This window comes from Streptomyces sp. NPDC054786, from assembly GCF_053611685.1.
This window is the reverse complement of the sequence record NZ_JBSHAW010000003.1, coordinates 1-20,575: the sequence shown is the minus strand read 5'-3', so window position 1 is coordinate 20,575 and position 20,575 is coordinate 1. Positions and strand designations below refer to the sequence as shown.

General features: G+C 71.7%; 17 protein-coding genes and 1 pseudogene. 17 read left to right on the top strand and 1 reads right to left on the bottom strand.

The features are described 5' to 3' along the window. The first annotated feature begins 350 nt into the window (after positions 1-350). The 7 genes from ACWGI6_RS03720 to ACWGI6_RS03690 all read left to right on the top strand — a co-directional run bounded on the left by ACWGI6_RS03720 (position 351) and on the right by ACWGI6_RS03690 (position 8,498). A complete protein-coding gene (locus ACWGI6_RS03720) occupies positions 351-1,502 on the top strand; it encodes an aromatic ring-hydroxylating oxygenase subunit alpha (protein ID WP_453265948.1) in 1,152 nt (383 codons plus the stop codon). Positions 1,503-1,650: 148 nt separating this feature from the next. After that, entirely contained in the window at positions 1,651-2,784 is a 1,134-nt protein-coding gene (locus ACWGI6_RS03715) for a polyamine ABC transporter substrate-binding protein (protein ID WP_453265947.1), read from the top strand. A 1-nt stretch (position 2,785) separates the two neighbouring features. Continuing rightward, on the top strand, positions 2,786-3,688 hold the full coding sequence (locus ACWGI6_RS03710) for an ABC transporter permease (RefSeq protein ID WP_393904872.1): 903 nt from the start codon (positions 2,786-2,788) through the stop codon (positions 3,686-3,688). Further along, complete coding sequence (locus ACWGI6_RS03705) at positions 3,685-4,530, top strand: ABC transporter permease (RefSeq protein ID WP_453265946.1); 846 nt, start codon at positions 3,685-3,687, stop codon at positions 4,528-4,530. The genes ACWGI6_RS03710 and ACWGI6_RS03705 overlap by 4 nt, the downstream gene beginning before the upstream one ends. 5 nt (positions 4,531-4,535) lie before the next feature. Further along, positions 4,536-5,651, top strand: coding sequence for an ABC transporter ATP-binding protein (locus ACWGI6_RS03700; protein WP_453265945.1), 1,116 nt, complete (start codon positions 4,536-4,538; stop codon positions 5,649-5,651). 107 nt (positions 5,652-5,758) lie between these two features. Next, positions 5,759-7,072: a flavin monoamine oxidase family protein gene (locus ACWGI6_RS03695; protein ID WP_453265944.1), complete on the top strand. Its 1,314-nt coding sequence runs from the start codon at positions 5,759-5,761 to the stop codon at positions 7,070-7,072. Then, a complete protein-coding gene (locus ACWGI6_RS03690) occupies positions 7,065-8,498 on the top strand; it encodes an aminobutyraldehyde dehydrogenase (RefSeq protein ID WP_453265943.1) in 1,434 nt (477 codons plus the stop codon). The genes ACWGI6_RS03695 and ACWGI6_RS03690 overlap by 8 nt, the downstream gene beginning before the upstream one ends. Before the next feature lie 57 nt (positions 8,499-8,555). On the opposite strand, the gene ACWGI6_RS03685 is transcribed toward ACWGI6_RS03690, so the two are convergent. Continuing rightward, positions 8,556-9,482, bottom strand: coding sequence for a DMT family transporter (locus tag ACWGI6_RS03685; RefSeq protein WP_453265942.1), 927 nt, complete (start codon positions 9,480-9,482; stop codon positions 8,556-8,558). A 357-nt stretch (positions 9,483-9,839) separates the two neighbouring features. Here ACWGI6_RS03685 and ACWGI6_RS03680 point away from each other — a divergent pair, with 357 nt between their 5' ends. The 10 genes and pseudogenes from ACWGI6_RS03680 (at position 9,840) to ACWGI6_RS03635 (ending at position 20,489) form a co-directional block, all read left to right on the top strand. Next, entirely contained in the window at positions 9,840-10,610 is a 771-nt protein-coding gene (locus tag ACWGI6_RS03680) for a GntR family transcriptional regulator (RefSeq protein ID WP_453265941.1), read from the top strand. Positions 10,611-10,675: 65 nt separating this feature from the next. Beyond that, on the top strand, positions 10,676-10,903 hold the full coding sequence (locus ACWGI6_RS03675; RefSeq protein ID WP_393904879.1) for a 4Fe-4S dicluster domain-containing protein: 228 nt from the start codon (positions 10,676-10,678) through the stop codon (positions 10,901-10,903). Positions 10,904-10,916: 13 nt separating this feature from the next. Beyond that, on the top strand, positions 10,917-12,362 hold the full coding sequence (locus tag ACWGI6_RS03670) for an ABC transporter substrate-binding protein (RefSeq protein ID WP_453265940.1): 1,446 nt from the start codon (positions 10,917-10,919) through the stop codon (positions 12,360-12,362). Continuing rightward, a pseudogene (locus ACWGI6_RS03665) lies at positions 12,359-13,251 on the top strand (ABC transporter permease). Before ACWGI6_RS03670 ends, ACWGI6_RS03665 begins: the two are co-directional and overlap by 4 nt. Further along, a complete protein-coding gene (locus ACWGI6_RS03660; protein WP_453265939.1) occupies positions 13,248-14,030 on the top strand; it encodes an ABC transporter ATP-binding protein in 783 nt (260 codons plus the stop codon). Before ACWGI6_RS03665 ends, ACWGI6_RS03660 begins: the two are co-directional and overlap by 4 nt. 125 nt (positions 14,031-14,155) lie before the next feature. Then, positions 14,156-16,915 (top strand): fumarate reductase/succinate dehydrogenase flavoprotein subunit, encoded by a 2,760-nt coding sequence (locus ACWGI6_RS03655; protein WP_453266124.1) that lies wholly within the window; start codon positions 14,156-14,158, stop codon positions 16,913-16,915. A gap of 165 nt (positions 16,916-17,080) precedes the next feature. Further along, positions 17,081-18,205 carry a PP2C family protein-serine/threonine phosphatase gene (locus ACWGI6_RS03650; protein WP_453265938.1) on the top strand — a complete coding sequence of 375 codons (1,125 nt, stop codon included), beginning with the start codon at positions 17,081-17,083 and terminating at the stop codon, positions 18,203-18,205. A 42-nt stretch (positions 18,206-18,247) separates the two neighbouring features. Beyond that, positions 18,248-18,568 carry a dihydrofolate reductase family protein gene (locus ACWGI6_RS03645; protein ID WP_453265937.1) on the top strand — a complete coding sequence of 107 codons (321 nt, stop codon included), beginning with the start codon at positions 18,248-18,250 and terminating at the stop codon, positions 18,566-18,568. A 205-nt stretch (positions 18,569-18,773) separates the two neighbouring features. After that, entirely contained in the window at positions 18,774-18,959 is a 186-nt protein-coding gene (locus ACWGI6_RS03640; protein ID WP_393904885.1) for a hypothetical protein, read from the top strand. A 1,239-nt stretch (positions 18,960-20,198) separates the two neighbouring features. Then, positions 20,199-20,489: a hypothetical protein gene (locus ACWGI6_RS03635; RefSeq protein WP_393904887.1), complete on the top strand. Its 291-nt coding sequence runs from the start codon at positions 20,199-20,201 to the stop codon at positions 20,487-20,489. Positions 20,490-20,575: the final 86 nt, after the last annotated feature.

Sequence of the window (20,575 nt, the reverse complement as noted above, 5' to 3'; positions counted from 1 at the left end):
TGCCTCCGGGGAGAGGAGTGGGTGCCGGCACGGGTCGGGTCAGGGCAGCTGGGTGTGGGCCTTGCCGTGGCTCGGTGCCGGGGTGAGGTGCCGTTGCGGGGGTTCGGCCGACGGGTCGGGGCGCAACGCACCCGCTCGCTTCCGGGATCCGTGCGGCGGAGCGCCGGAGCAGCGATACGACTACGCTAACTAATCAATTAGTCAGGACACAAGTCTTGACTTCGTTGAAACCCGCCAGCAATCTGACTGACCAATTAGTCAGCACGGATCCGGTGCGCCGGTTCAGGGCCTTTCCACCCCGCCCTGCCGCCCCGGCCCCCAGCACCCGTGCGGCATGGAGGAGTGACCCGATGCACCCCGAAGCCACCACGAAACCGCCGAAACAGGATGTCCCCGGGCCGGCACTGGCCGCCCGCTACTACACCGACCCGGCCACGGCCGCCGCCGAGACGCGGCACATCTTCGCCAAGTCCTGGCAGCTCGTGTGCCATGAGTCCGATCTCCCCGGCCCCGGCGCCCGGCTCGCCGCCACCGTCGCCGACCGCGAGGTACTGGTCGTCCGCACCGAGGACGGCACCCTGGCCGGGCATCTCAATGTGTGCCGGCACCGCGGCACACGGCTGGTCGCGGCCCCCGAAGCCTCCGGCAAGGCCATCCGCTGCCCGTATCACGGCTGGACGTACAAGCTCGACGGACGGCTGGTCGGTGCGCCCGAAGCACGGCAGATCCCCTGCCTGGACAAGCCCGCGCTCGGCCTCTTCCCGGTCCGGGTCGAATCGTTCCTGGGGTTCGTCTTCGCCAACCTCGATCCGGATGCCGTGCCGCTGGCGGAGCAGTGCGCCGGACTGGCGGAGGCCGTCGGCCACTACGCGGGGGCCGATCTGGTGCCGGTCGGACGCAGCCGCATTTACGATCTGGCCGGCGCGGACGTACAGGAAGCCAACTGGAAGGTCGCGGTCGACAACTACCTGGAGGGCTATCACGTCCCGGTCGCCCACCCCGGGCTGATGCGCCTGCTCGACTACCAGGGCTACACCAGCGAGATCGACGAGTCCTACGTGCTCTTCGCCTCGCCGCTGCGCGACAAGCCGTCCTCGAACTGGGCCGAGCGGCTCTACCAGCGCCTCGCGTCCCCGATGCCGGGTCTGAACGAGGCCGACCGGCGGATCTGGCGGTACGCGGTGATCTACCCCAACACACTCATCGACTTCTACCCCGACCATGTGCTTGCCTGGACCGCCATACCGACGGCGGTCGACCGGGTAGCCGTCCCCGGCGCTTTCTACACGCGCCGCGGGACGAGTCCACGGACCCGGCTCGCGCGCCGGCTCAACATCCACATCGGCTGGATCACCAATGACGAAGACGTCGAATTGGTGTCCCGGGTACAGAAAGGCCTCGGCACCCCGGGCTTCGAGCCGGGCCCCCTGTCCCGCCGGGAAGCCGCGGTCGGCTGGTTCGCCGACCGGGTACGCACCGACCTCGGTGGCACCATGCGCTGACACCCACCGGTGAGACAGCGCCACGAGCCGTCCCCCTCGGCGCGCGACGCCCCGCGCCACGGCTGACAGGTCCCGCACGGAGGACAGGGCTTCCGTGCATCCGTGACCGCTCCCTGAAGCAGCGCTCATCCCCTACGGAGAGGACCCCATGTCCCCCGAGGAACCCCCACCTCCGTCCCGGCGCGCGTTCCTGCGCTCGGGCGCCGCCGCGGCGCTCGGTCTCACCCTGGCCGGGTGCGGCTTTCTGCCGGAGGACCGTAACGCCTTCGGAGACCCGGACCAGCCGATCGACGTCAAGGTGGACGGCGACCTGGTGTATTTCAACTGGGCGGACTTCGTCGCCCCGGCCGTCTTCGACGGATTCGAGAAGGAGTACGGCGTCAAGGTCATCCAGTCGAACTTCGACTCGATGGAGGGCATGGCCGCCAAGCTCAACGCCGGGAACCGCTACGACATCATCTTTCCCACGGCGAAATGGGCACAGCGGCTGGCCGACGGCCGGCGGCTGCGCCGTATCGACCACTCCCGGCTGCACCACGCCGACGCGGTGTTCGGCCGGTACCGCTACTTCGCCGACCCCTGGTACGACCGCCGCTCCGCGCATACCGTCCCGTTCACCATGTACAAGACGGGCATCGGCTGGCGGAAGGACCGGATAGGCGACGACCTGGCCGGCTCCTGGGACGACCTGTGGAACGCCCGGGCCAAGGGACAGGTCTTCGTGCTCGACGACCGCGACGAGGTGCTCGGCATGGCCGCGCTCAAACTCGGCCTGGACATCGACACCTCCGACGAGCACGACCTCGCCCGTATCACCACCACGCTGCAGAGCCTCCGTCCCCGGCTGCGCGGTTTCTCCAGCGACAGCTACAACAACCTGCTCAACGGCAACGCGGTGATGACCCAGGCCTGGAGCGGGGACATGGCCGCCATGCTCGGACAGGCCAAGGACCCGTCCGTGCTCGGCTTCGAAGTCGCCCGGGAAGGCGCGCCGATCAACTCGGACTGCTACGCGATCCCCTCCAACGCCCGCCATCCCGGCACGGCGATGCTCTTCATCGACTACATGCTCAGACCCGAGAACGTACGGAAGAACATCCAGTACATCGGCTACCCCATGCCGGTCGGCGGCAGCGAGGACGTCTACGCCTCGATCGTGAAGCCGTTCCCCCAGTGCCTGGTCGCCCCCGACGACCTCAAGGCCCATTTCTTCTTCCGTAATGCGTCCTCGAGGGGCGAGCAGGCCCGCGATACCGCCTGGACCCACGTGAAAGCCGGCTGACATGGCACAACGCACCCCCTCCGGGGCACTCCGGGACCGGCGCGGGCGCTCCGCGTCCGGCACCCGGCTGTGGACCTGGCTCATGCTCCCCGGCACCTTGTGGATGACCGGGTTCCTCATCGCCTCCCTGATCCTCGTGGCCACCCTGGCCCTGGGCACCACCGACCCCCTCGGCAACCCGCGGTTCGGGTTCAACTTCGACAACATCGCGGCGATGGCCGACCCGGCGTATCGCATCGTGCTGCTGCGCTCGCTGGGCTTCGCGCTGATCGCCTGCGTCGTCTGCCTGATCGTGGCCTATCCGGTCGCCTACACCATCGCCCTGCACGGCGGGCGGTTCAAGAATCTGCTGATCGCCGCGATCGTCGTGCCGTTCTTCGCCAACTACCTGGTGCGGATGTACGGCTGGTCGGTGGTGCTGTCCGACGGCGGCCCGGTGCTGAAGGCGCTGCGCGCGGTCGGACTCGCCGATGCGCATACCAAGATCCTGCAGAGTGGGGTCGGCGTCATCGCCGGGCTCGTCTACGGCTTCATCGTATTCATGATCATCCCGCTGTACGCGGCGCTGGAGCGGATGGACCTCTCGCTGATCGAGGCGGGGCGCGACCTGTACGGAGGGCCCTTGCGGACCTTCTTCTTCGTCACCCTCCCGGCGACCCGCCAGGGCGCCGCAGCGGGCGCCGTCCTGGTCTTCCTGCCCGCCATGGGCGACTTCGTCAGTGCCCAGCTGATGGGCGGCCCGGACCAGATCATGATCGGCAACCTGATCCAGGACAAGTTCTTCCAGGGCCAGAACTGGCCGCTCGGCTCCGCCCTCACCATGCTGATGATGGCGGTGCTCTTCATCGGGATGCTCGGCTATCTGCGGCGCACCCGCAAGGACGAGGCGGAGGCCGCCCGATGATGCTCCGTAGCCCGCACCGCCGGCACCGCCGCGGCACCGACCGCAGACCACGGCTCGCCCTCACGGTCACCACGCTCTTCTTCCTCCTGCTCTACCTCCCCATCGGCGTGGTGGTCCTCTTCTCCTTCAACGGCCAGAAGTCCCTCACCGTCTTCAAGGGCTTCAGCCTCCGCTGGTACTCCGCCTTCTTCCACGACAACGTGCTGATCGAGTCGCTCGGCATGAGCCTGCGGGTCTCCCTGGTGGCCATGGCGGGCTCGGTGATCCTGGGAGTGGCGCTGGCCCTGGGCCTGGTGCGCTGCCGTACCCGGCTCGGCTCGCTGGCCGGCCTGATCATGCTGGTCCCGCTGATCACCCCGGAGATCGTCACCGGTGTCGCCGCGATGCTGCTCTTCAAGGGCATGGACGTCACCCTCTCCTCCGGCACCGTGATGCTCGCGGAGATCACCTTCTCCATCTCCTATGTGACGGTGATCCTGCGCTCGCGGATCGCCGCCCTCAACCCGGAGGTCGAGGAGGCAGCGATGGACCTGGGCGCCACCCGCTGGCAGGCCTTGCGGCTGGTCACCCTGCCCGCTCTGCTGCCCAGCATCCTGGCCTCGGCGGTCCTCGTCTTCGCTCTCGTCTTCGACGACTTCGTGCTGGCCTACTTCACCACCGGCGTGGACCCACAGCCGCTCTCCGTACGCATCTACTCGGCGATCCGGTTCGGCGTGCAGCCCACCATCAACGCGGTCGGCACGCTGATGCTCGTCGGTTCCATCGGCCTCATCGGTCTCGCCCTGGCCATCCCGCGTCTGTTCGGCCGCCGCGGTGGCCTCGATCTGCTCTCCGGGAAGTGACACCCATGACCTCCTCCGACGCCCCCTCCGCCGGTGCGGCCCCGGCCGGCGCCGCGCCCGCCGTCCGGCTCGACAACATCAGCAAGAACTACGGCGGGTCCTACGCGGTGCAGGATCTCAGCCTGGACATCGCTCCCGGCGAGTTCTTCTCCCTGCTGGGCCCGTCCGGCTGCGGCAAGACCACCTCGCTGCGGATGATCGGCGGCTTCACCGACCCCACCGCGGGCACCATCCTTCTCAGCGGGGAGGACGTGACCGCGCTCCCGCCGGACAAGCGCAACGTCAATACCGTCTTCCAGAGTTACGCCCTCTTCGACCACCTCTCGGTGGCCGACAATGTGGCCTTCGGCCTCAAGCGCAAGGGCGTCGCCCGGACCGAGATCCGCGAGCGGGTCGGCGCCATGCTCGACCGGGTGCAACTCGGCGGTCTCGGCGGCCGCAAGCCCGGCACGCTCTCCGGCGGGCAGCGCCAGCGGGTGGCCCTGGCCCGCGCCCTGGTCAACCGGCCGCAGGTGCTGCTGCTCGACGAGCCGCTGGCCGCGCTCGACCTCAAGCTCCGGCGGCGGATGCAGGTCGAACTCAAGCAGATCCAGCGCGAGGTCGGTATCACCTTCGTCTTCGTCACCCATGACCAGGACGAGGCGCTGACCATGTCGGACCGGGTGGCGGTGATGAACGAGGGCCACGTGGAGCAGTGCGGCACACCGGAGGACGTCTACGAACGCCCAGCGAGCCGCTTCGTGGCGTCCTTCATGGGGACCTCCAACCTGGTCCCCGGCACCTACCGCGACGGGCAGGTCGTGCTCTACTGCGGCCCCGCTCTGCCGGTCGGCAACCGCAGCGGCGTCGCGGACGGCAGCAGCGTCAGTCTGTCGATACGACCCGAGAAGATCTGGCTCTCCGACTTCGAACCGGGCATGGCGATGGTGCAGGGCGTGGTCCGGGAGACCGTCTACTCCGGCCCCACCACCACCTATCTCATCGAACTCGCCCCCGGCGTCACCGTGTCCGTTCTGGAGCAGAACACCGACCGCTCGCGCATGGAGGACCGCTGGAGCGGCGGCGAGAGCGTGGAGATCGGCTGGCAGCCCGAGCACTGCCTGGTCCTGGACACGCCCTAGGGGTCCGATGGATCAGCCCTGAGGCGGGGCCGCACCGGCCCCCGCCTCGCCGGCCAGGCCTGGTGCGCACGCCCTCAGCCGCCCATCGACAACGAAGGAACGCCCCCATGAACCACGATGTCATCGTGCTCGGTGCCGGCCTCGCCGGGCTCGCCGCGGCACGGGACCTGAACGCGGCCGGCGCCGACGTCCTCGTCCTCGAAGCCCGCGACCGGGTCGGCGGACGCGTCGAGCAGGCCGTGCTGCCCGACGGCCGGCTGGTCCAGCTCGGCGGCGAGGTGGTCGGCCGGGCCCACACCGCCTATCTCGCCCTGGCCGCTGAGCTCGGCCTGACCCTCATTCCCAGCTATGTCGCCGAGCCCGGACGGATGGCGCGGGCCACCGCGGAAGGGGTCTCGGCCGGCGACCCGCCGCACTGGTTCGGCCCCGGTGACGAGGCCTGCCACCGGAAGGTCACCGACTCCTTCGTCGCGCTGGCACGGACCGTGGACCCGCAGGACCCGTGGTCCCATCCGCACGCGGCGACTCTGGACCGCCTGTCGGTCGGCGCCTGGCTGCGCGGCGAAGGCGCGAGCCCGGCCGTCGTGCGGCTCTGGGAGATCGGCCAACTCGCCCTGGCCAGCGGTTCCTACGAACGCACCTCCCTGCTCGCCTCACTGCGCAAGCACGCCGCGGTCCCCGGTGACGACCCCTACGCCTACGAGGACTGGGAGGGCCTGCGGGTGGCCGAGGGCTCGGCGACCGTGGCGCTGCGCATGGCCGCGGAACTCGGCCGGCGCATCCGGCTCGAAGCGGCCGTCGAGGAGGTGGCGGTGCGGCCGGGAGGCTGCCGGGTGCGGCTGGCAGACGGGGCGACTCTGACGGCGAATGCCGTGGTCAGCGCCCTGCCGGTCGGACCGCTCCGCTCGGTCGCCCTCACCGGCGTCTCCGAGGCCCGGCTCGCCTCGCTGCACCGCCAACGGCAGGCCGTCGCGGCCAAGTTCGCCGCCGCCTACGACAAACCCTTCTGGCGCAGCCTGGACCTCAACGGCCTCTCCGAATGTGAGGGCGTGCTCGGCAGCACCTGGCCGCAGAGCGAGGGCATCCTCTCCGCGCTGATCCCTCCCGAGCGCTACGGCGTCCTGCTGGGCATGCCCGCCGCGGTCCGCGACCACGAGCTGCTCTCGGACGTGGCCCGGCTCTACGGCGCAGAGGCCCTCCAGCCGTTCACGTCGTATCTGCGGTTGTGGGGCACCGACCCCTGGACCCAGGGGTACGTCACGCAGTGGAACCCCGGCGATGTCATGGCGGTCGGTCCGCTGCACGGCTCCCACGAACCGCCCTTCTATGTCTGCGGGTCCGACCAGTGGGTCGCCGGCTATATGGAGGGCGCGGTGCGCACCGGCCGCGGCGCGGCACAGGAGGTGCTCCGCCATGGCTGAGAACGACACCTCCGCCCCGGTCCGCAACCACCTCGCGGGGACGGACCGCCCGGCGGCCTCCGGCGCGACGATGGACCTGGTCAACCCCGCCACCGGCGAGGTGCACCGCAGTGCCCCGCGCTCCGGCCCGTCCGACACGGATGCGGCCTGCAGCGCGGCGGAGGCCGCCCTCGCCCGCTGGTCGCTGACCACTCCCGCCGAGCGGCAGCGGGCGCTGCTGCGGATCGCCGACGCGATCGAGGAGCACGCCGACGCCCTGGTGGCCGCCGAGGTCGGGGACACCGGCAAGCCGCCGGAGCAGTTCCGGACCGAGGAACTGCCCGCGGTCGTCGACACCTTCCGCTATTTCGCGGGGGCGGCACGCAATCTGCCGGGGGCGGCGGCCGCCGAGTACACCGAGGGCCGCACATCGGTGCTGCGCCGCGAACCGGTCGGGGTCTGCGCCCAGATCACCCCCTGGAACTACCCGCTGATGATGGCCGCATGGAAGGTCGCCCCGGCGCTCGCGGCAGGCAACACCACCGTCCTCAAGCCCGCCGACACCACCCCGTCCTCCGCCGTGCTGCTGGCCCGGATCGCCGCGGAGCATCTGCCGCCCGGCGTGCTCAATGTGATCTGCGGCGACCGCGACACCGGGCGGTCCCTGACCGCGCACCCGGTGCCCCGTCTCGTCGCCGTCACCGGCAGCGTCCGGGCCGGGCGGGAGATCGCCGCCACCGCAGCGGCGGACCTGAAGCGGGTGCATCTGGAACTGGGCGGGAACGCCCCGGTCCTCGTCCATGAGGACGTGGACGCCGAGAGCACCGCGGCCGAACTCGCGGCCGTGGCGTACTACAACGCCGGCCAGGACTGCACCGCTCCCACCCGGTTTCTGGTGCACCACCGCCGCTACGACGCCTTCGTGGCCGCGTTCGCTGCGGCCGCGCACCGGCTGCGGACCGGGCCGCCCGACGAGCCGGCCGCCGACTACGGCCCCCTCAACAGCGCGGCCCAACTGGACTCCGTACAGGCCTTGTTGAGCCGTCTGCCGCGCCATGCCGAGGTGGTGACGGGAGGGACGGCACCGGCGCGGCCCGGCTGGTTCCACTCCCCCACGGTCGTCGCGGGGGTGCGCCAGAGCGACGAGATCGTGCAGGAGGAGATCTTCGGCCCGGTCGTCACGGTGCAGTCCTTCACCGACGAGGCCGAGGCCCTCCGGCTGGCGAACGGGGTCCGGTTCGGTCTGGCGGCGAGCGTGTGGACCGGCGACCACGAGCGTGCCATGCGGGCCACCCGCGCCCTGCACACCGGGATCGTCTGGGTGAACACCCATGGCACCACGGTGTCGGAGATGCCGCACGGCGGCGTCAAGCACTCCGGTTACGGCAGCGATCTGTCCCTCGCGGGCCTGTTGGACTACACCCAGGTCAAGCACGTCATGTTGTGAGGCGGCGGCTCCCGGGCGCGGCCGTGCCCGGGAGCGCGGTGCCGCGTCGCGCGGCGCTCACGTATCCGCCGGTCCTGGCTCCGTACCGGTGTCGCGGGCGGCTGCGGGCGCCTCCTCCTGAGCACCCGTCAGATCCCGGGCCAGTGCGACGCGGGAGAGCAGCATGGCGCCCCACAGGACCAGCGCGACGCCCAGGCATTCGGGAACCAGCCACCAGCCGGCCCGTACCCGTTCGTCGTAGAGGGTGACCCCCAGTGACAGGCTGACCAGCGCGTCTCCGAGGGTGAGGACGGGCTGCGAGGCGGTCAGCGGGCCCGACTGCATGGCGTTTTCCAGGAGGAAGAGGGCCATGACTCCGACGGCGGCGAAGCCATAGGTCTGCCACGCGGTGAAGAACGCGGCGGGGCCGCCGGTCTGCCAGGCGTGGGTGGCGTCCTTCATCAGCGCCGCGGTGAGTGCGTAGGCGACCGCCGTCGCCCCGGCGAAGCAGGCCGCCCGTACGCCGCCCGCTCCCCGGCGGAGCGCGGCGCCGACCGCCGTGGCGATCACCGCGGCGCAGACCACGAGGGCGAGCACCCAGCGGCTGAACGGGGCGTGGTCGGTGCCGATGGTGGGCGCGGCGGCCGCGAGGGCGCAGCCGAGTCCGACGACGAGCAGTACCACGCCGGTCCATCCGCCGCAGGAGATCCGTCCGCCGAGGAGGACCCGTCCGATGAGCAGGGCGAGGGGCAGTTCGAGGACGAAGAGGGGCTGTACCACCGACAGCGCTCCTTGCGACAGCGCCAGCGCCTGGAAGCAGGCAGCGGCGACGACCGCGAGCATCCCGCCGAGCCAGACGGCACGGTGCAGCAGATCGACGAGCAGCCCGAGGCGCAGCCCGGCGGACAGCGGGACCGTACGGGCCGCGCGTCGCTGCAGCACCGTGGCCAGTGCGTTGCTGGCTGCCGCGAGCAACGCGAACAGTACGGCCGGCCACGTGGCCACGCACCCACCTCCTCGTCGGCCACCCGGGCACCGGGGCGGGGTCCGCCCGCCGGTGGCCGGGCGGGGCGGGACTGTACCGGGCTTCGACGCTATCCGGAGGGCGGCGCGGACGGCCCGGCGACACGGACGCCGGACGGCCGCATTCGCTGGGCCGGACGGCCGCATCCGGGGTGCCGGAGGCGGCTGCGTCAGGGGTGCCGGGGCTGCGTCGAGGGGTAGCGGGTGGCGGCGTCCTGGGTGGCAGATCTTGCCGCGGCAGTGCCGGACCCGCAGGTCACGGCCGCGGTCCGGGCGGCGGAAGGTGGCGCAATACTGCGGCAACACCACTGGCCGGATCTCATCGGTATGGTCCACCGCATGCCAGCCGAACGCACCCGCCAGCACACGACTCCGGTAGCGGCCGCGCGCCGTCGCCGGCTCCGCGCGGACCGCGCCCGGCAGCTCGCCGACCTGCTGCGCCACCAGGTGCTCGGGGGCTGCTTCCCCGAGGGCGTGCTGCCGCACGAGGAGGTGATCGGCGCGGACTACGGCGTGTCCCGCAACACCGTCCGCCAGGCCCTCGACCTGCTGCGTGCCGAACAGCTCGTGGCGCGCCAGCCGGGTGTGGGCACGGTGGTGGTGGGCCAGAAGTACCCGCATGCGCTCGACCGGCTGATGGGGCTCGCCGAGACCCTGCACTCGCACGGCCGGGTCACCAACGAGGTCCGCACCATCAGCCCGGTCGCCGCACCGGCCCCGGTGGCGGACCGGCTGCGGATCCCGCCGCGCAGCGAGGTGCTCTACGTGGAACGGCTGCGCCGACTCGACGGCCTGCCCCTGTCCCTGGACCTCACCTATGTCCCGATGGACATCGGGCTGCCCCTGCTCGACGCCGATCTGGAGAACAACGACGTGTTCCGGCTGATCGAGGAAACCGCCGGACAGCCCCTGGGCACCGCCGAGATCACCCTGGAGGCCGTCAACGCCGATGCGCATTCGGCCGCTGTACTGGAGGCACCGCGCGGCACGGCCGTGCTGATGCTCGAACGTCTCACCCATCTTGCCGACGGCACCCCCGTCGACCTGGAGTTCATCCGCTTCCGCGGTGACCGGCTCACCATGCGGGGCCTGCTGCACCGCACCGTCTGAGTCCCCTCGCCCGCTCCTGTCCTCCCCGACCGCTCCCCCTGCCCCGCCATGCCCTGGAGACCGCCATGCCTCTTGCGTCCCAACGCGCCGACGTGCCCGTGACCATCGACGAGTCCAAGTGCATCGACGGCTGCACGCTGTGCGTCGACATGTGCCCGCTGGACTCGCTCGCCATCGACCCGGCGAGCAACAAGGCGTACATGCACGTCGACGAGTGCTGGTACTGCGGTCCGTGCGCCGCACGCTGTCCCACCGGTGCGGTCACGGTCAACATGCCCTATTTGTTGCGATGAGAGGCCCCCGCTCATGAGCTCCCGATTCACGGGCTCCCCGTTCGTGCCGTCCCCGTCCCCCGTCCGGCCCGCGCCGGCCCCTTCTTCCGCCGCACCGCGGGCCGCGCGCCGCAGGGCGCTCGTCGCGGCGCTCTCCGCCGCTGTGCTGGCGGCCTCGCTCAGTGGCTGCGGCACCACGGCGGACGCCTCGGACGGCAAGACCGTCACCGTGACCGTCGGCTACCAGTCCAAGACCATCAACACCGTCACCGCCGGTACGCTGCTGCGCTCGCTGGGCTTCTTCGAACGTGCGCTGCGCGCCCAGGGCAGGCGCGACGGCAAGACGTACAAGGTGCGGTGGCAGGACTACGCGACCGGTGCGCCGATCACCGCGCAGATGGTCGCCGGGAAGGTCGACATCGGCTCGATGGGCGACTTCCCGCTGCTGATCAACGCCGCCCGCGGCAGCCAGCTGCACGCCCCGACCCGGCTGGTGTCGGTCACCGGCTACAACCTGCGCGGGGCGCTCAACACCCTTGTCACCAAGCCCGGTTCCCCCCTGCGCGCGCTGGCGGACCTGCGCGGCAAGAAGGTCTCCAGCAGCGTCGGTTCGGCCTCCGACGGCACTCTCGTACGGGCCCTGCAGCGGGCCGGGATCGACCCGGAACAGGACATCCACAAGCTCAACCAGCAGCCGGCCGTGGGTGCCTCGGCGCTCCAGTCGGGCAGCGCGGACGCCCTCTCCCAGTTCGTGGCCTGGCCGGGGCTGCTCGCCTTCCAGGGCAAGGCGCAGGCCCTCTATGACGGGGGCGCGCTCGGCCTGCCCACCTTTCACGGGGTGACCGTACGGGACGCCTTCGCCGCACAGCGCCCCGCCGTGGTGCGGGCGTTCCTCACCGCACAGCGGGAGGCGACGCGCCATCTGCAGGCCCACCCGGTCGATGCCGCCCAGCAGGTCGCCAAGGCCACCGGGCTGCCGCCCGAGGTGGTCTACCTCTACAACGGCTCCGGCGGCGTCGCCACCTTCGGCCCCACCCTCAAGCCGCAGCTGATCGCCGCGCTGAAGAAGGATGTGGCGGTGCTGCGGGCGGCCAAGCTGACCGGGCCGGTCAATGTTGACTCCTTTGTCAATGACCGTTACGTCAAGCAGAGTTACGGCAGCGGGTACGCCAAGGCCCGGAACAGCACCGCGCACCCGTCGCCCGACGAGGTGTGGCTGCGCGGCGAGGACCGTACCCACTCCTTCACCGGCCCGGAGGCCCTGCTGCGGTTCGCCGCCACCCATCACGACACGGTGCGGGCCGCGTATGTGGCCGATGCGACGACCGGCACCCGCTGGTTCGCCGACAAGTCGGTCTGGGTCCACGACGGCGCACGGCTGCTGCCCTTCGCCACCCGCGCCACCGCCGACGCCTGGACGCGGCACCACCGCGGTGCGCGCACCCTCAGCTACGCCGCCGCCCTGAAGCAGGCCCGGTGAGCGCGCCCACCGCCACGGCGGCCCGTACGGGACGGGCGGGCTCGCACCGATGGACCTGGACCCGCCGTGCCCGGCGCACCGCAGCGGTCCTCGCGGCCCTCGCGGTATGGCAGTTGCTCGCCCAGTTCCGGGTGAACCTGTGGCTGCGGTTCTCCCAGTTCCCGACCGTCACCGAGACGGCTCAGGAGTTCGGCCGCCGGCTCGGCACTGCCGCCTACTGGCAGGACGTCTGCGACAGCGTGACCCGGATCGTCGGCGGCTTCGCCCTCGCGGCGATCCTCGGCGTCGCCGTCGGCACCGCCGTGGCCCGCTCCCCGCTCGCCTCCGATCTCCTCGGCCCGCTGCTCGAAGTGCTGCGCCCATACCGGCGATCGCGCTGGTGCCGGTGGCGATCCTGCTGTTCCCCAGTAATGAGCAGGGCATCGTCTTCATCACCTTCGCCGCGGCGTTCTTCCCGGTCACGGTCTCCACCCGGCACGCGGTACGGGCGCTGACACCCGTCTGGGAGGAGGCGGTGCGCACCATGGGCGGGGGCCGGTGGCGGGCACTGCGGTCGGTCGTACTGCCGGGGGCGTTGCCCGGCATCCTCGGCGGGCTGTCGGTGGGGATCGGTGTCTCGTGGATCTGTGTGATCTCCGCCGAGATGATCTCCGGCGAGTACGGCGTGGGCTACCGGACCTGGCAGGACTACACCATCGTCGACTACCCGGGGGTGTTCGTCGGCATGGCCACCATCGGTCTGCTCGGCCGGTTCACCGCCACGGCGGTGGAACTGCTGGGGCGGCGGTTGACCCGTTGGCTGCCGCGGACCGCGGACGACTCGCCTCCGTCCACGGCCGGCCGCGGCCGGTGGCGGACGGGCCGGGCGGCGATCGGGGAGTCCTCATGACCCGTACCGAGATCACCGCGGCGGCCCCGGCACAGCAACCCGCCCCGGGCCTCCGGCTGACCCTGGACGAGGCCGCACTGGGCCGGCCCGGCGCCCCCGTTCTGGACGGCCTGCACCTCGATGTCGCCCCGGGTGAGATCCTCACCGTCGTCGGACCGTCCGGCTGCGGCAAGTCCACCCTGCTGCGCACCCTGGCAGGTCTGCTGCCGCTGCTCGGCGGCCGGCTGAGCCAGGACGGCGAGCCGGTCGACGGACCCGCCGCCGACCGTGCGCTGATCTTCCAGGAGGACGCGCTGCTGCCCTGGCGCACCCTGCGGGCCAACGTGGAACTCCCGCTGGCCATCCGGGGCGTGGCACGCGCGGAGCGCCGGACGCGGGCGGACGACTGGCTGGCCCGGGTCGGACTGACCGAGCATGCCGCACACCTGCCGCACCACGTCTCCGGCGGCCAGCGGCAGCGCACCCAGCTGGCCCGCGCGCTGGCCGGACGGCCGCGTGCGGTCCTGATGGACGAGCCGTTCGGGGCGCTCGACGCGCAGACCCGGGCGGGGATGCAGCAGTTGCTGGTGACGGCGCTGCGCGGCACCGGCGCCACCGTCGTCTTCGTCACCCACGACGTGGACGAGGCGCTGTTCCTGGGCGACCGGGTCGCGCTGCTGGGCACCGGCCGGGTCCTGGACGTACCCCGGCCTCGCACCCGCGCGGCGCACGCCGAGCCAGCGACGGTCGCACTGCGCCGCGAGGTCCTCGCCTCCCTGGGCGACCGGCCCGTCCCCTGACCTGGCTGGTCAACCGGAACGACCCGAAACATCTGACCGACGAGACCGGCGCGTCATACGACGTGACCCGGCGACCGAAAGGCACCGCCATGCCACACGGCACCGCCCTGGAGGGCACGGAAGCCATGGAGATCCCCTCCCTCGACGCCGCCGAGGAGCTGTCCTGCGACGTCCTCGTGATCGGCGGCGGCACCGCCGGGACCATGGCGGCGCTCACCGCTGCCGAACAGGGCGCCTCCGTCCTGCTGTTGGAGAAGGCGCACGTCCGTCACTCCGGTGCGCTCGCCATGGGCATGGACGGGGTCAACAACGCCGTCGTCCCGGGCCGCGCGGAACCCGACGACTATGTCGCCGAGATCACCCGCGCCAACGACGGCATCGTCGACCAGTCCACCGTCCGCCAGACCGCGACCCGCGGCTTTGCGATGGTGCAGCGGCTGGAGTCGTACGGCGTGAAGTTCGAGAAGGATGAGCACGGTGAGTACGCGGTGCGCCAGGTGCACCGCTCCGGCTCGTATGTGCTGCCGATGCCGGAGGGCAAGGACGTCAAGAAGGTCCTCTACCGGCAGCTGCGCCGCCGGGAGATGCGGGAGCGGATCCGCATCGAGAACCGGATCATGCCGGTGCGGGTGCTGACATCCGGCGGCCGGGCGGTCGGCGCGGCCGGCTTCCACACCCGCACCGGGCAGTTCGTCACGGTCCGGGCCGGCGCGGTGATCCTCGCCACCGGCGCCTGCGGCCGCCTGGGCCTGCCCGCCTCCGGCTATCTCTACGGCACGTACGAGAACCCCACCAACGCGGGTGACGGTTACGCCATGGCGTATCACGCGGGCGCCGAACTGACCGGCATCGAGTGCTTCCAGATCAATCCGCTGATCAAGGATTACAACGGCCCGGCCTGTGCCTATGTCGCCAACCCCTTCGGCGGCTACCAGGTCAACCGGCACGGCGAGCGGTTCGTGGAATCCGACTACTGGTCGGGGCAGATGATGGCGGAGTTCGCGGCCGAGGTCGCCTCCGAACGCGGTCCGGTCTATCTGAAACTGAGTCACCTCCCGGAGGAGTCCGTCTCCGCGCTGGAGACGATCCTGCACACCACCGAGCGCCCCACCCGCGGCACCTTCCACGCCGGGCGCGGCCACGACTACCGCACCCACGACGTGGAGATGCACATCTCCGAGATCGGCCTGTGCGGCGGGCACTCGGCGTCGGGCGTACGCGTCGACGACCACGCCCGCACCACCGTGCCGGGGCTGTATGCGGCGGGTGACCTGGCCTGTGTCCCGCACAACTACATGATCGGCGCCTTCGTCTTCGGCGACCTGGCGGGCGCGGACGCGGCCCGGTACCGGGCGTACGAGGGCGAGTTGCCCGCCGACCAGCTGCGTGCGGCCCACGAACTGGTCTACCGTCCGCTGCGCAACCCCGACGGCCCGCCACAGCCCCAGGTCGAGTACAAGCTCCGCCGCTTCGTCAACGACTATGTCGCCCCGCCCAAGAGCGGCGCCCGCCTGTCGCTGGCCGTCGAGCACTTCGAGCGGATGCACGCCGATATCGCCGGCATGGGCGCCCGCACCCCGCACGAGCTGATGCGCTGCGCCGAGGTCAGCTTCATCCGCGACTGCGCCGAGATGGCCGCCCGCTCGTCGCTGGCCCGCACCGAGTCCCGCTGGGGCCTCTACCACGAGCGCACGGACCACCCGAAGAGCAATGACGACGACTGGCTGCACCATCTCGATCTGCGCAAATCAGCCACCGGCGCGATGGAGTTCACGGCCCGCCCGGTGGCGCCGTATCTCGTCCCGGTCGACGAGTACGCCCCCGTGGGCGGCATCCCCCGGTTCCTCGGCGAGGTCCACCCGGAGCAGGTCGCCACGGCGGGGCGGACGGATACGCCGCCGGTAGGGTCCGCGGGCGGGGCGGAAGGGGAAGGTGCCGGGGTGACGAACGACGCGTTGCCCGGCGCGGGCACCCCGGCCACGCCCCCGCCGGGGACCGCTTCCGCGCCCGGCCCCTCCCCCCGCATCCTCGAACTCCTCGCCCTCACCGAGGACCAGCCGGACCTCCCCACGCTGCGCCCCTACCTCTCCGACCCCGACCCGGCCGTCCGTCGCGCCGCCGTCGATGCGCTCACCGAAAGCGTCCCGCCCGGAACGGGCCCGGCCCTCGCCGCCACCCTCGCCGACCCCGACCCGGCCGTACGAGCCGCCGCCGGCGCCTCGCTGCGGGAGCTGATCGAGGTCCTGACACCGGAACCCGACCTGCGTACGCCGCTGGCCGCCGCCCTTGACGGACCCGACGCCGTCGTCCGCTCGGCGGCCGTGGAGGTGCTGCGCGCGCTCCGCCTCGGTGACCGGGCCCTCTTCGCCACCGCACTCACCGACCCCGCCGTGGAGGTACGCGTCCAGGCCGTCCGCGCCCTGGTCTCCGTCGACGCCCCCGACGCCCTGCAACATGCCACCGCGGATCCCTCCCGCGAGGTCAGGGTGGCTGCCGCGCACGGCCTCGGCACGGTCGGCGGCCCCGACGACCTGGCGGTGCTGCTGCGCGACGAGGACCTCCTCGTACGGGCCGCGGCGCTCGCGGCGCTGGCCACCACCGGCTGCCCGCCGCCGTACGACACGGCGGCCGTCGCGGCGCTCGACGACCCGGCCTGGCAGGTCCGGGCCGGTGCCGCCACGGCCCTGGCGGCCGCCGACCCCGAACGCGCCGTGTCCGCGCTGCGCTCGGCGCTCGCCGACGGGCACGCGGATGTGCGCAAGGCAGGGGTCCTGGCGCTGCGCGCGCACTCCGGCCGCGCGGATGCCCGCCAGGCCTGGGCCGCGGTCGCCGACGACCCGGACGCCGATGTCCGCGCGTACGCCCGGCTCGCATCGAAGGAGTGACACACCTTCGGGCCGCCCGGGGATGCCGCCGGCCGTGGGCTGCGGGCCGAGGACGCCCTGCGGGCGACCCGCCCGCATCGCCCGACCACCGAAGCCCACTGTATAAATCTCCCTGAAACAGGCATATTCCTGCTACCCGACATGGACGGCTGGTCAGGAACCCCTATGCCCTCTTTCTCCCCGCGATGGCCCCGATACGTCGAGTTCGCCCCGAGCGTCCTGGTCGCCGGAGGGCTCGTCTGGGACGCGTTCTCGCCGGCGGACTACTGGGGAGACCCGATGCTGACGGCGGCCAGCGTGACGGCCGGCGCACTGCTCTCCCTGCGGCACACCCTGGCGATCGGCGCCGCCATCGTCGTGGGCGTCTTCGCGCTGACGGTGAAGGACGGCACCGCCGACCACCTCGAGGGCCATCTGGAGCTCATCAACACCCTCTTCGCCGCGTTCATGGGCATCGGGGTCAATAGGGTGATCGCCCGTCACGGACGCCATCTGGACGTCGTCCGTTCGGTGGCGGAGGCCGCCCAGCGTGCCGTGCTGCCCGCGCCGCCGGAACGTATCGGCCGGCTGACCATCGCCGCCCGCTACCAGGCCGCGCAGAGCGAGGCCCGGATCGGCGGGGACGCCTATGCCGTCCAGCGAACCCCGTTCGGTGTCCGGCTGATGATCGCCGATGTGCGGGGCAAGGGACTCGGGGCGGTGAGCGCGGTATCGGTGCTGCTCGGCGCGTTCCGTGAGGCCTCCGAGCAGGAGCCCGACCTGGCGGCGCTGGCCGGCCGGATGGAGCACGCGCTGCTGCGGGAGAGCGAGCACACCTCCGAGGAAAACCGGCTCGAAGGCTTCATCACGGCCCTGATCTGCGAAATCCTCCCGCGGGCCGCGGGCCTTCGGCTGCTGAACTGCGGCCACCCCGCGCCTTACCTCTGCCACGACGACGAGGTGCGCGCGCTGGAGGTCGACGATCCGGGCCTTCCCCTGGGGATGGGTGCCCTGGGCACGGCCCGGACCGCGCCCACCGACTGGCCGTTCCCGGCGGGCAGCACCCTGTTGCTGGTCACCGACGGGGTGACGGAGGCCCGGGACCGTACCGGAACCTTCTACGACCCCGCGACCCAACTGGCAGGCCACGGCCCGTTCCGAGGGCCCCGGGAGGTGATCGACCGCCTGGTGGGGGACGTCGAGCGCTGGACCGGCGGGCCGCGCGACGACGATATGGCGGTCCTCGCCGTCACCCGGCAGGCGGAGGGCCGCAGAAGGCTCAGCCATAGTGAGAGCAGCGTCGAACGCTGACTTGGAGGCCGGGATGCGGGACCTGATCGTCACCTCAACAGCGTGTCGAAGTACGTGGTGTCCGCGACGCTGGACGATCCCGGATGGGAGCCCACCACGGTCCTGCGGGGCGACCTGGGAGATGTGGTGCGGAAACTGAAATCCGCGCCGGGAACCGACATCGTCACGACGGGCAGCATCACACCCGTCCATGCCCTCATCACCGCCGGACTGGTCGACGCATACCGGCTGTTCGTCCACCCGGTCGCCCTGGGGCCCGGCCGTCGACTGTTCGCGGACGCGACCGGCGTACGGAGTCTGCACCTCGCCGAGACCCGGCCCTTCAGCTCGGGCGTCGTCCTGTTGCGCTATCGGACCGCATAGCGAAACCCGGTTCCCACGGGGAGTTCGGCGCCCGCCGGAAATCCGCGCCATCACTCGGCCCCGACGGCCACGTTGATTCTTTCCGGGACCCTTTCGGAATTTCCTCGTGTGCTGCCGAAAATCCGGGGGGTGAGATGAGAAGATCAATCAGAGCATCAGCATCCGCACCGAGCGATTCGTCGCTCCCGCGCAGATGGGAGTTGATGTGTCCCACAACAGATCAACCCTGCTGAGTCAGCGCGCCGCCGTCATTTTTCTGCTTGGCGCCCTCACCGCTATCGGCGCCGGTGTGCTCACCTTCTTCAACGGCGGCACCCCGGCTTCCGCAACCCTCGTCGGCGGCGCCGCGTTCGGCGCAGCCGTCACCTTCTTCCATACGGTCATCGACTGAGATTCCGCTTGGGCACTCCGCCCCCGGCCCGGCCCGGCGGCTCATCGAGGCATGGACGGCCGGTACGGACCCGGTCCGCTCCGCCACCCCTGTGCGGACCGGGACCACTCCCCTACCGGTGCGGTGCGTCCAGGAACGCCCCGGTGAGCGAGTAGGCCGACTGCGCAATGTCCTTCGACGTGCTTTCGGCCATCCCCTTCCCACCCGCGGCGCCGCCGGCTGTCCCGGCCGCAGATGGCCGGGCCCGATGTCGGCCATGCGCCGCAGCCGCGTCGCCACCGCTGGCACCCCCTCAAAAAGGGCCGGCGCCTCGTCCACCGTCGTGTCGAGGAGCTGCGCGATGTCGTGGCCGCGGTTGCCCAAGTCCCGGAGCGGACACCGCACTTGGCTGCACCTGGAGCCCGTCGATCCAGGCGGCGATTCGTCGAGCGGGAGGAGGGAGATGGGAGGGAGGCAGGAGGTGGGAGACGGGCGGCGACGACGGTGGTGAGACCGGCGACGACGACTGCCTGCCCCTCGTGCTGCACCCGCGTACCCCGGCCGTCCGGGCAGGTCTTCTTGATCAGCGGCTGCTCGTCACTTTTCACGATGGGCGGCGTCGATGCGCTCGGGGACGGGGGTGGCGCCGTGCGGGCAGGGCAGCTGGGCCGGCCCCGGACGCGTCGTCCTCGGACATGCCGCCCTCGGACGCGCCACTCACGCGGTACGAGGGCGGGCCTGCCCGCAGGCCGGGCACGGACGGTGACCGATGCGCGCCCAGAGCAACCGCAGAGATGCGGCACTGCAGGACCCGGTACCGCAGCTACGGCGCCACCGACGTCCGGGACGCGCGACTGATCCACACGCTCCGGCAGAGCCGCTGTCTGCCGCCCGGGGTGCGGCCGGTCCTCGGCAACCTGCACCACTCCGGAAGCGGCGACGCCCTGCGCACGGGGCTCACCCAACGCCGGGCGGAGCTCGCCCAGCGAGCGACGGCGACGCCCTCAGCGGGACGGCGCCCCGCACGCCTGCCCCACCGGGGACGAGCCGGCCACCGCGGCCCGAGAAGCCGCCACACCGGCCCGACGGGGCCAGGCGCCGACGCGCACGACCCGCCGGCTGCGGGGGCCGGGCCGCAGGCCACCGCACCCCTTGCGGAATCTGCGCCACCGCATGCGGTGCGCTCCCGCACCTCAAGTGCCAAACTTGAGTCACCGCGCCCGGCCGCCGGCCGGGGCCCTTGTCGCCGAGGGGAACATCATGACCTGGGCATCTTGGACCACTGTCGGGATCCACGCCCTACCCGGCGCCGTTCGCACCGCGGAGATCGGCGTGATCAACGGCGACCTGACCATCCATACGACCTGGTCGGACGACCTGGCTCATGTAGCTGTGCAGTACACCGGAGCCACGGACTGGTACACCATGGCCGGCAGCCCCGTCCCGTGCCATTCCGAAGAAGCCAGCCGTTCCTTCCACCAGGCCGTCGTCGAAGCCGCACGCGGCGGAGACCGGGCCGAAGCCTCCCTGGAAGAACTCTTCCACACCTAGGGCGTGTCGTTTGGATCATGGCGGGCTCGCGGGGTCTGGCACGCACGCTCGCCGCGTTGTCGTCACTCGCCGACGCTCCGCGTCGA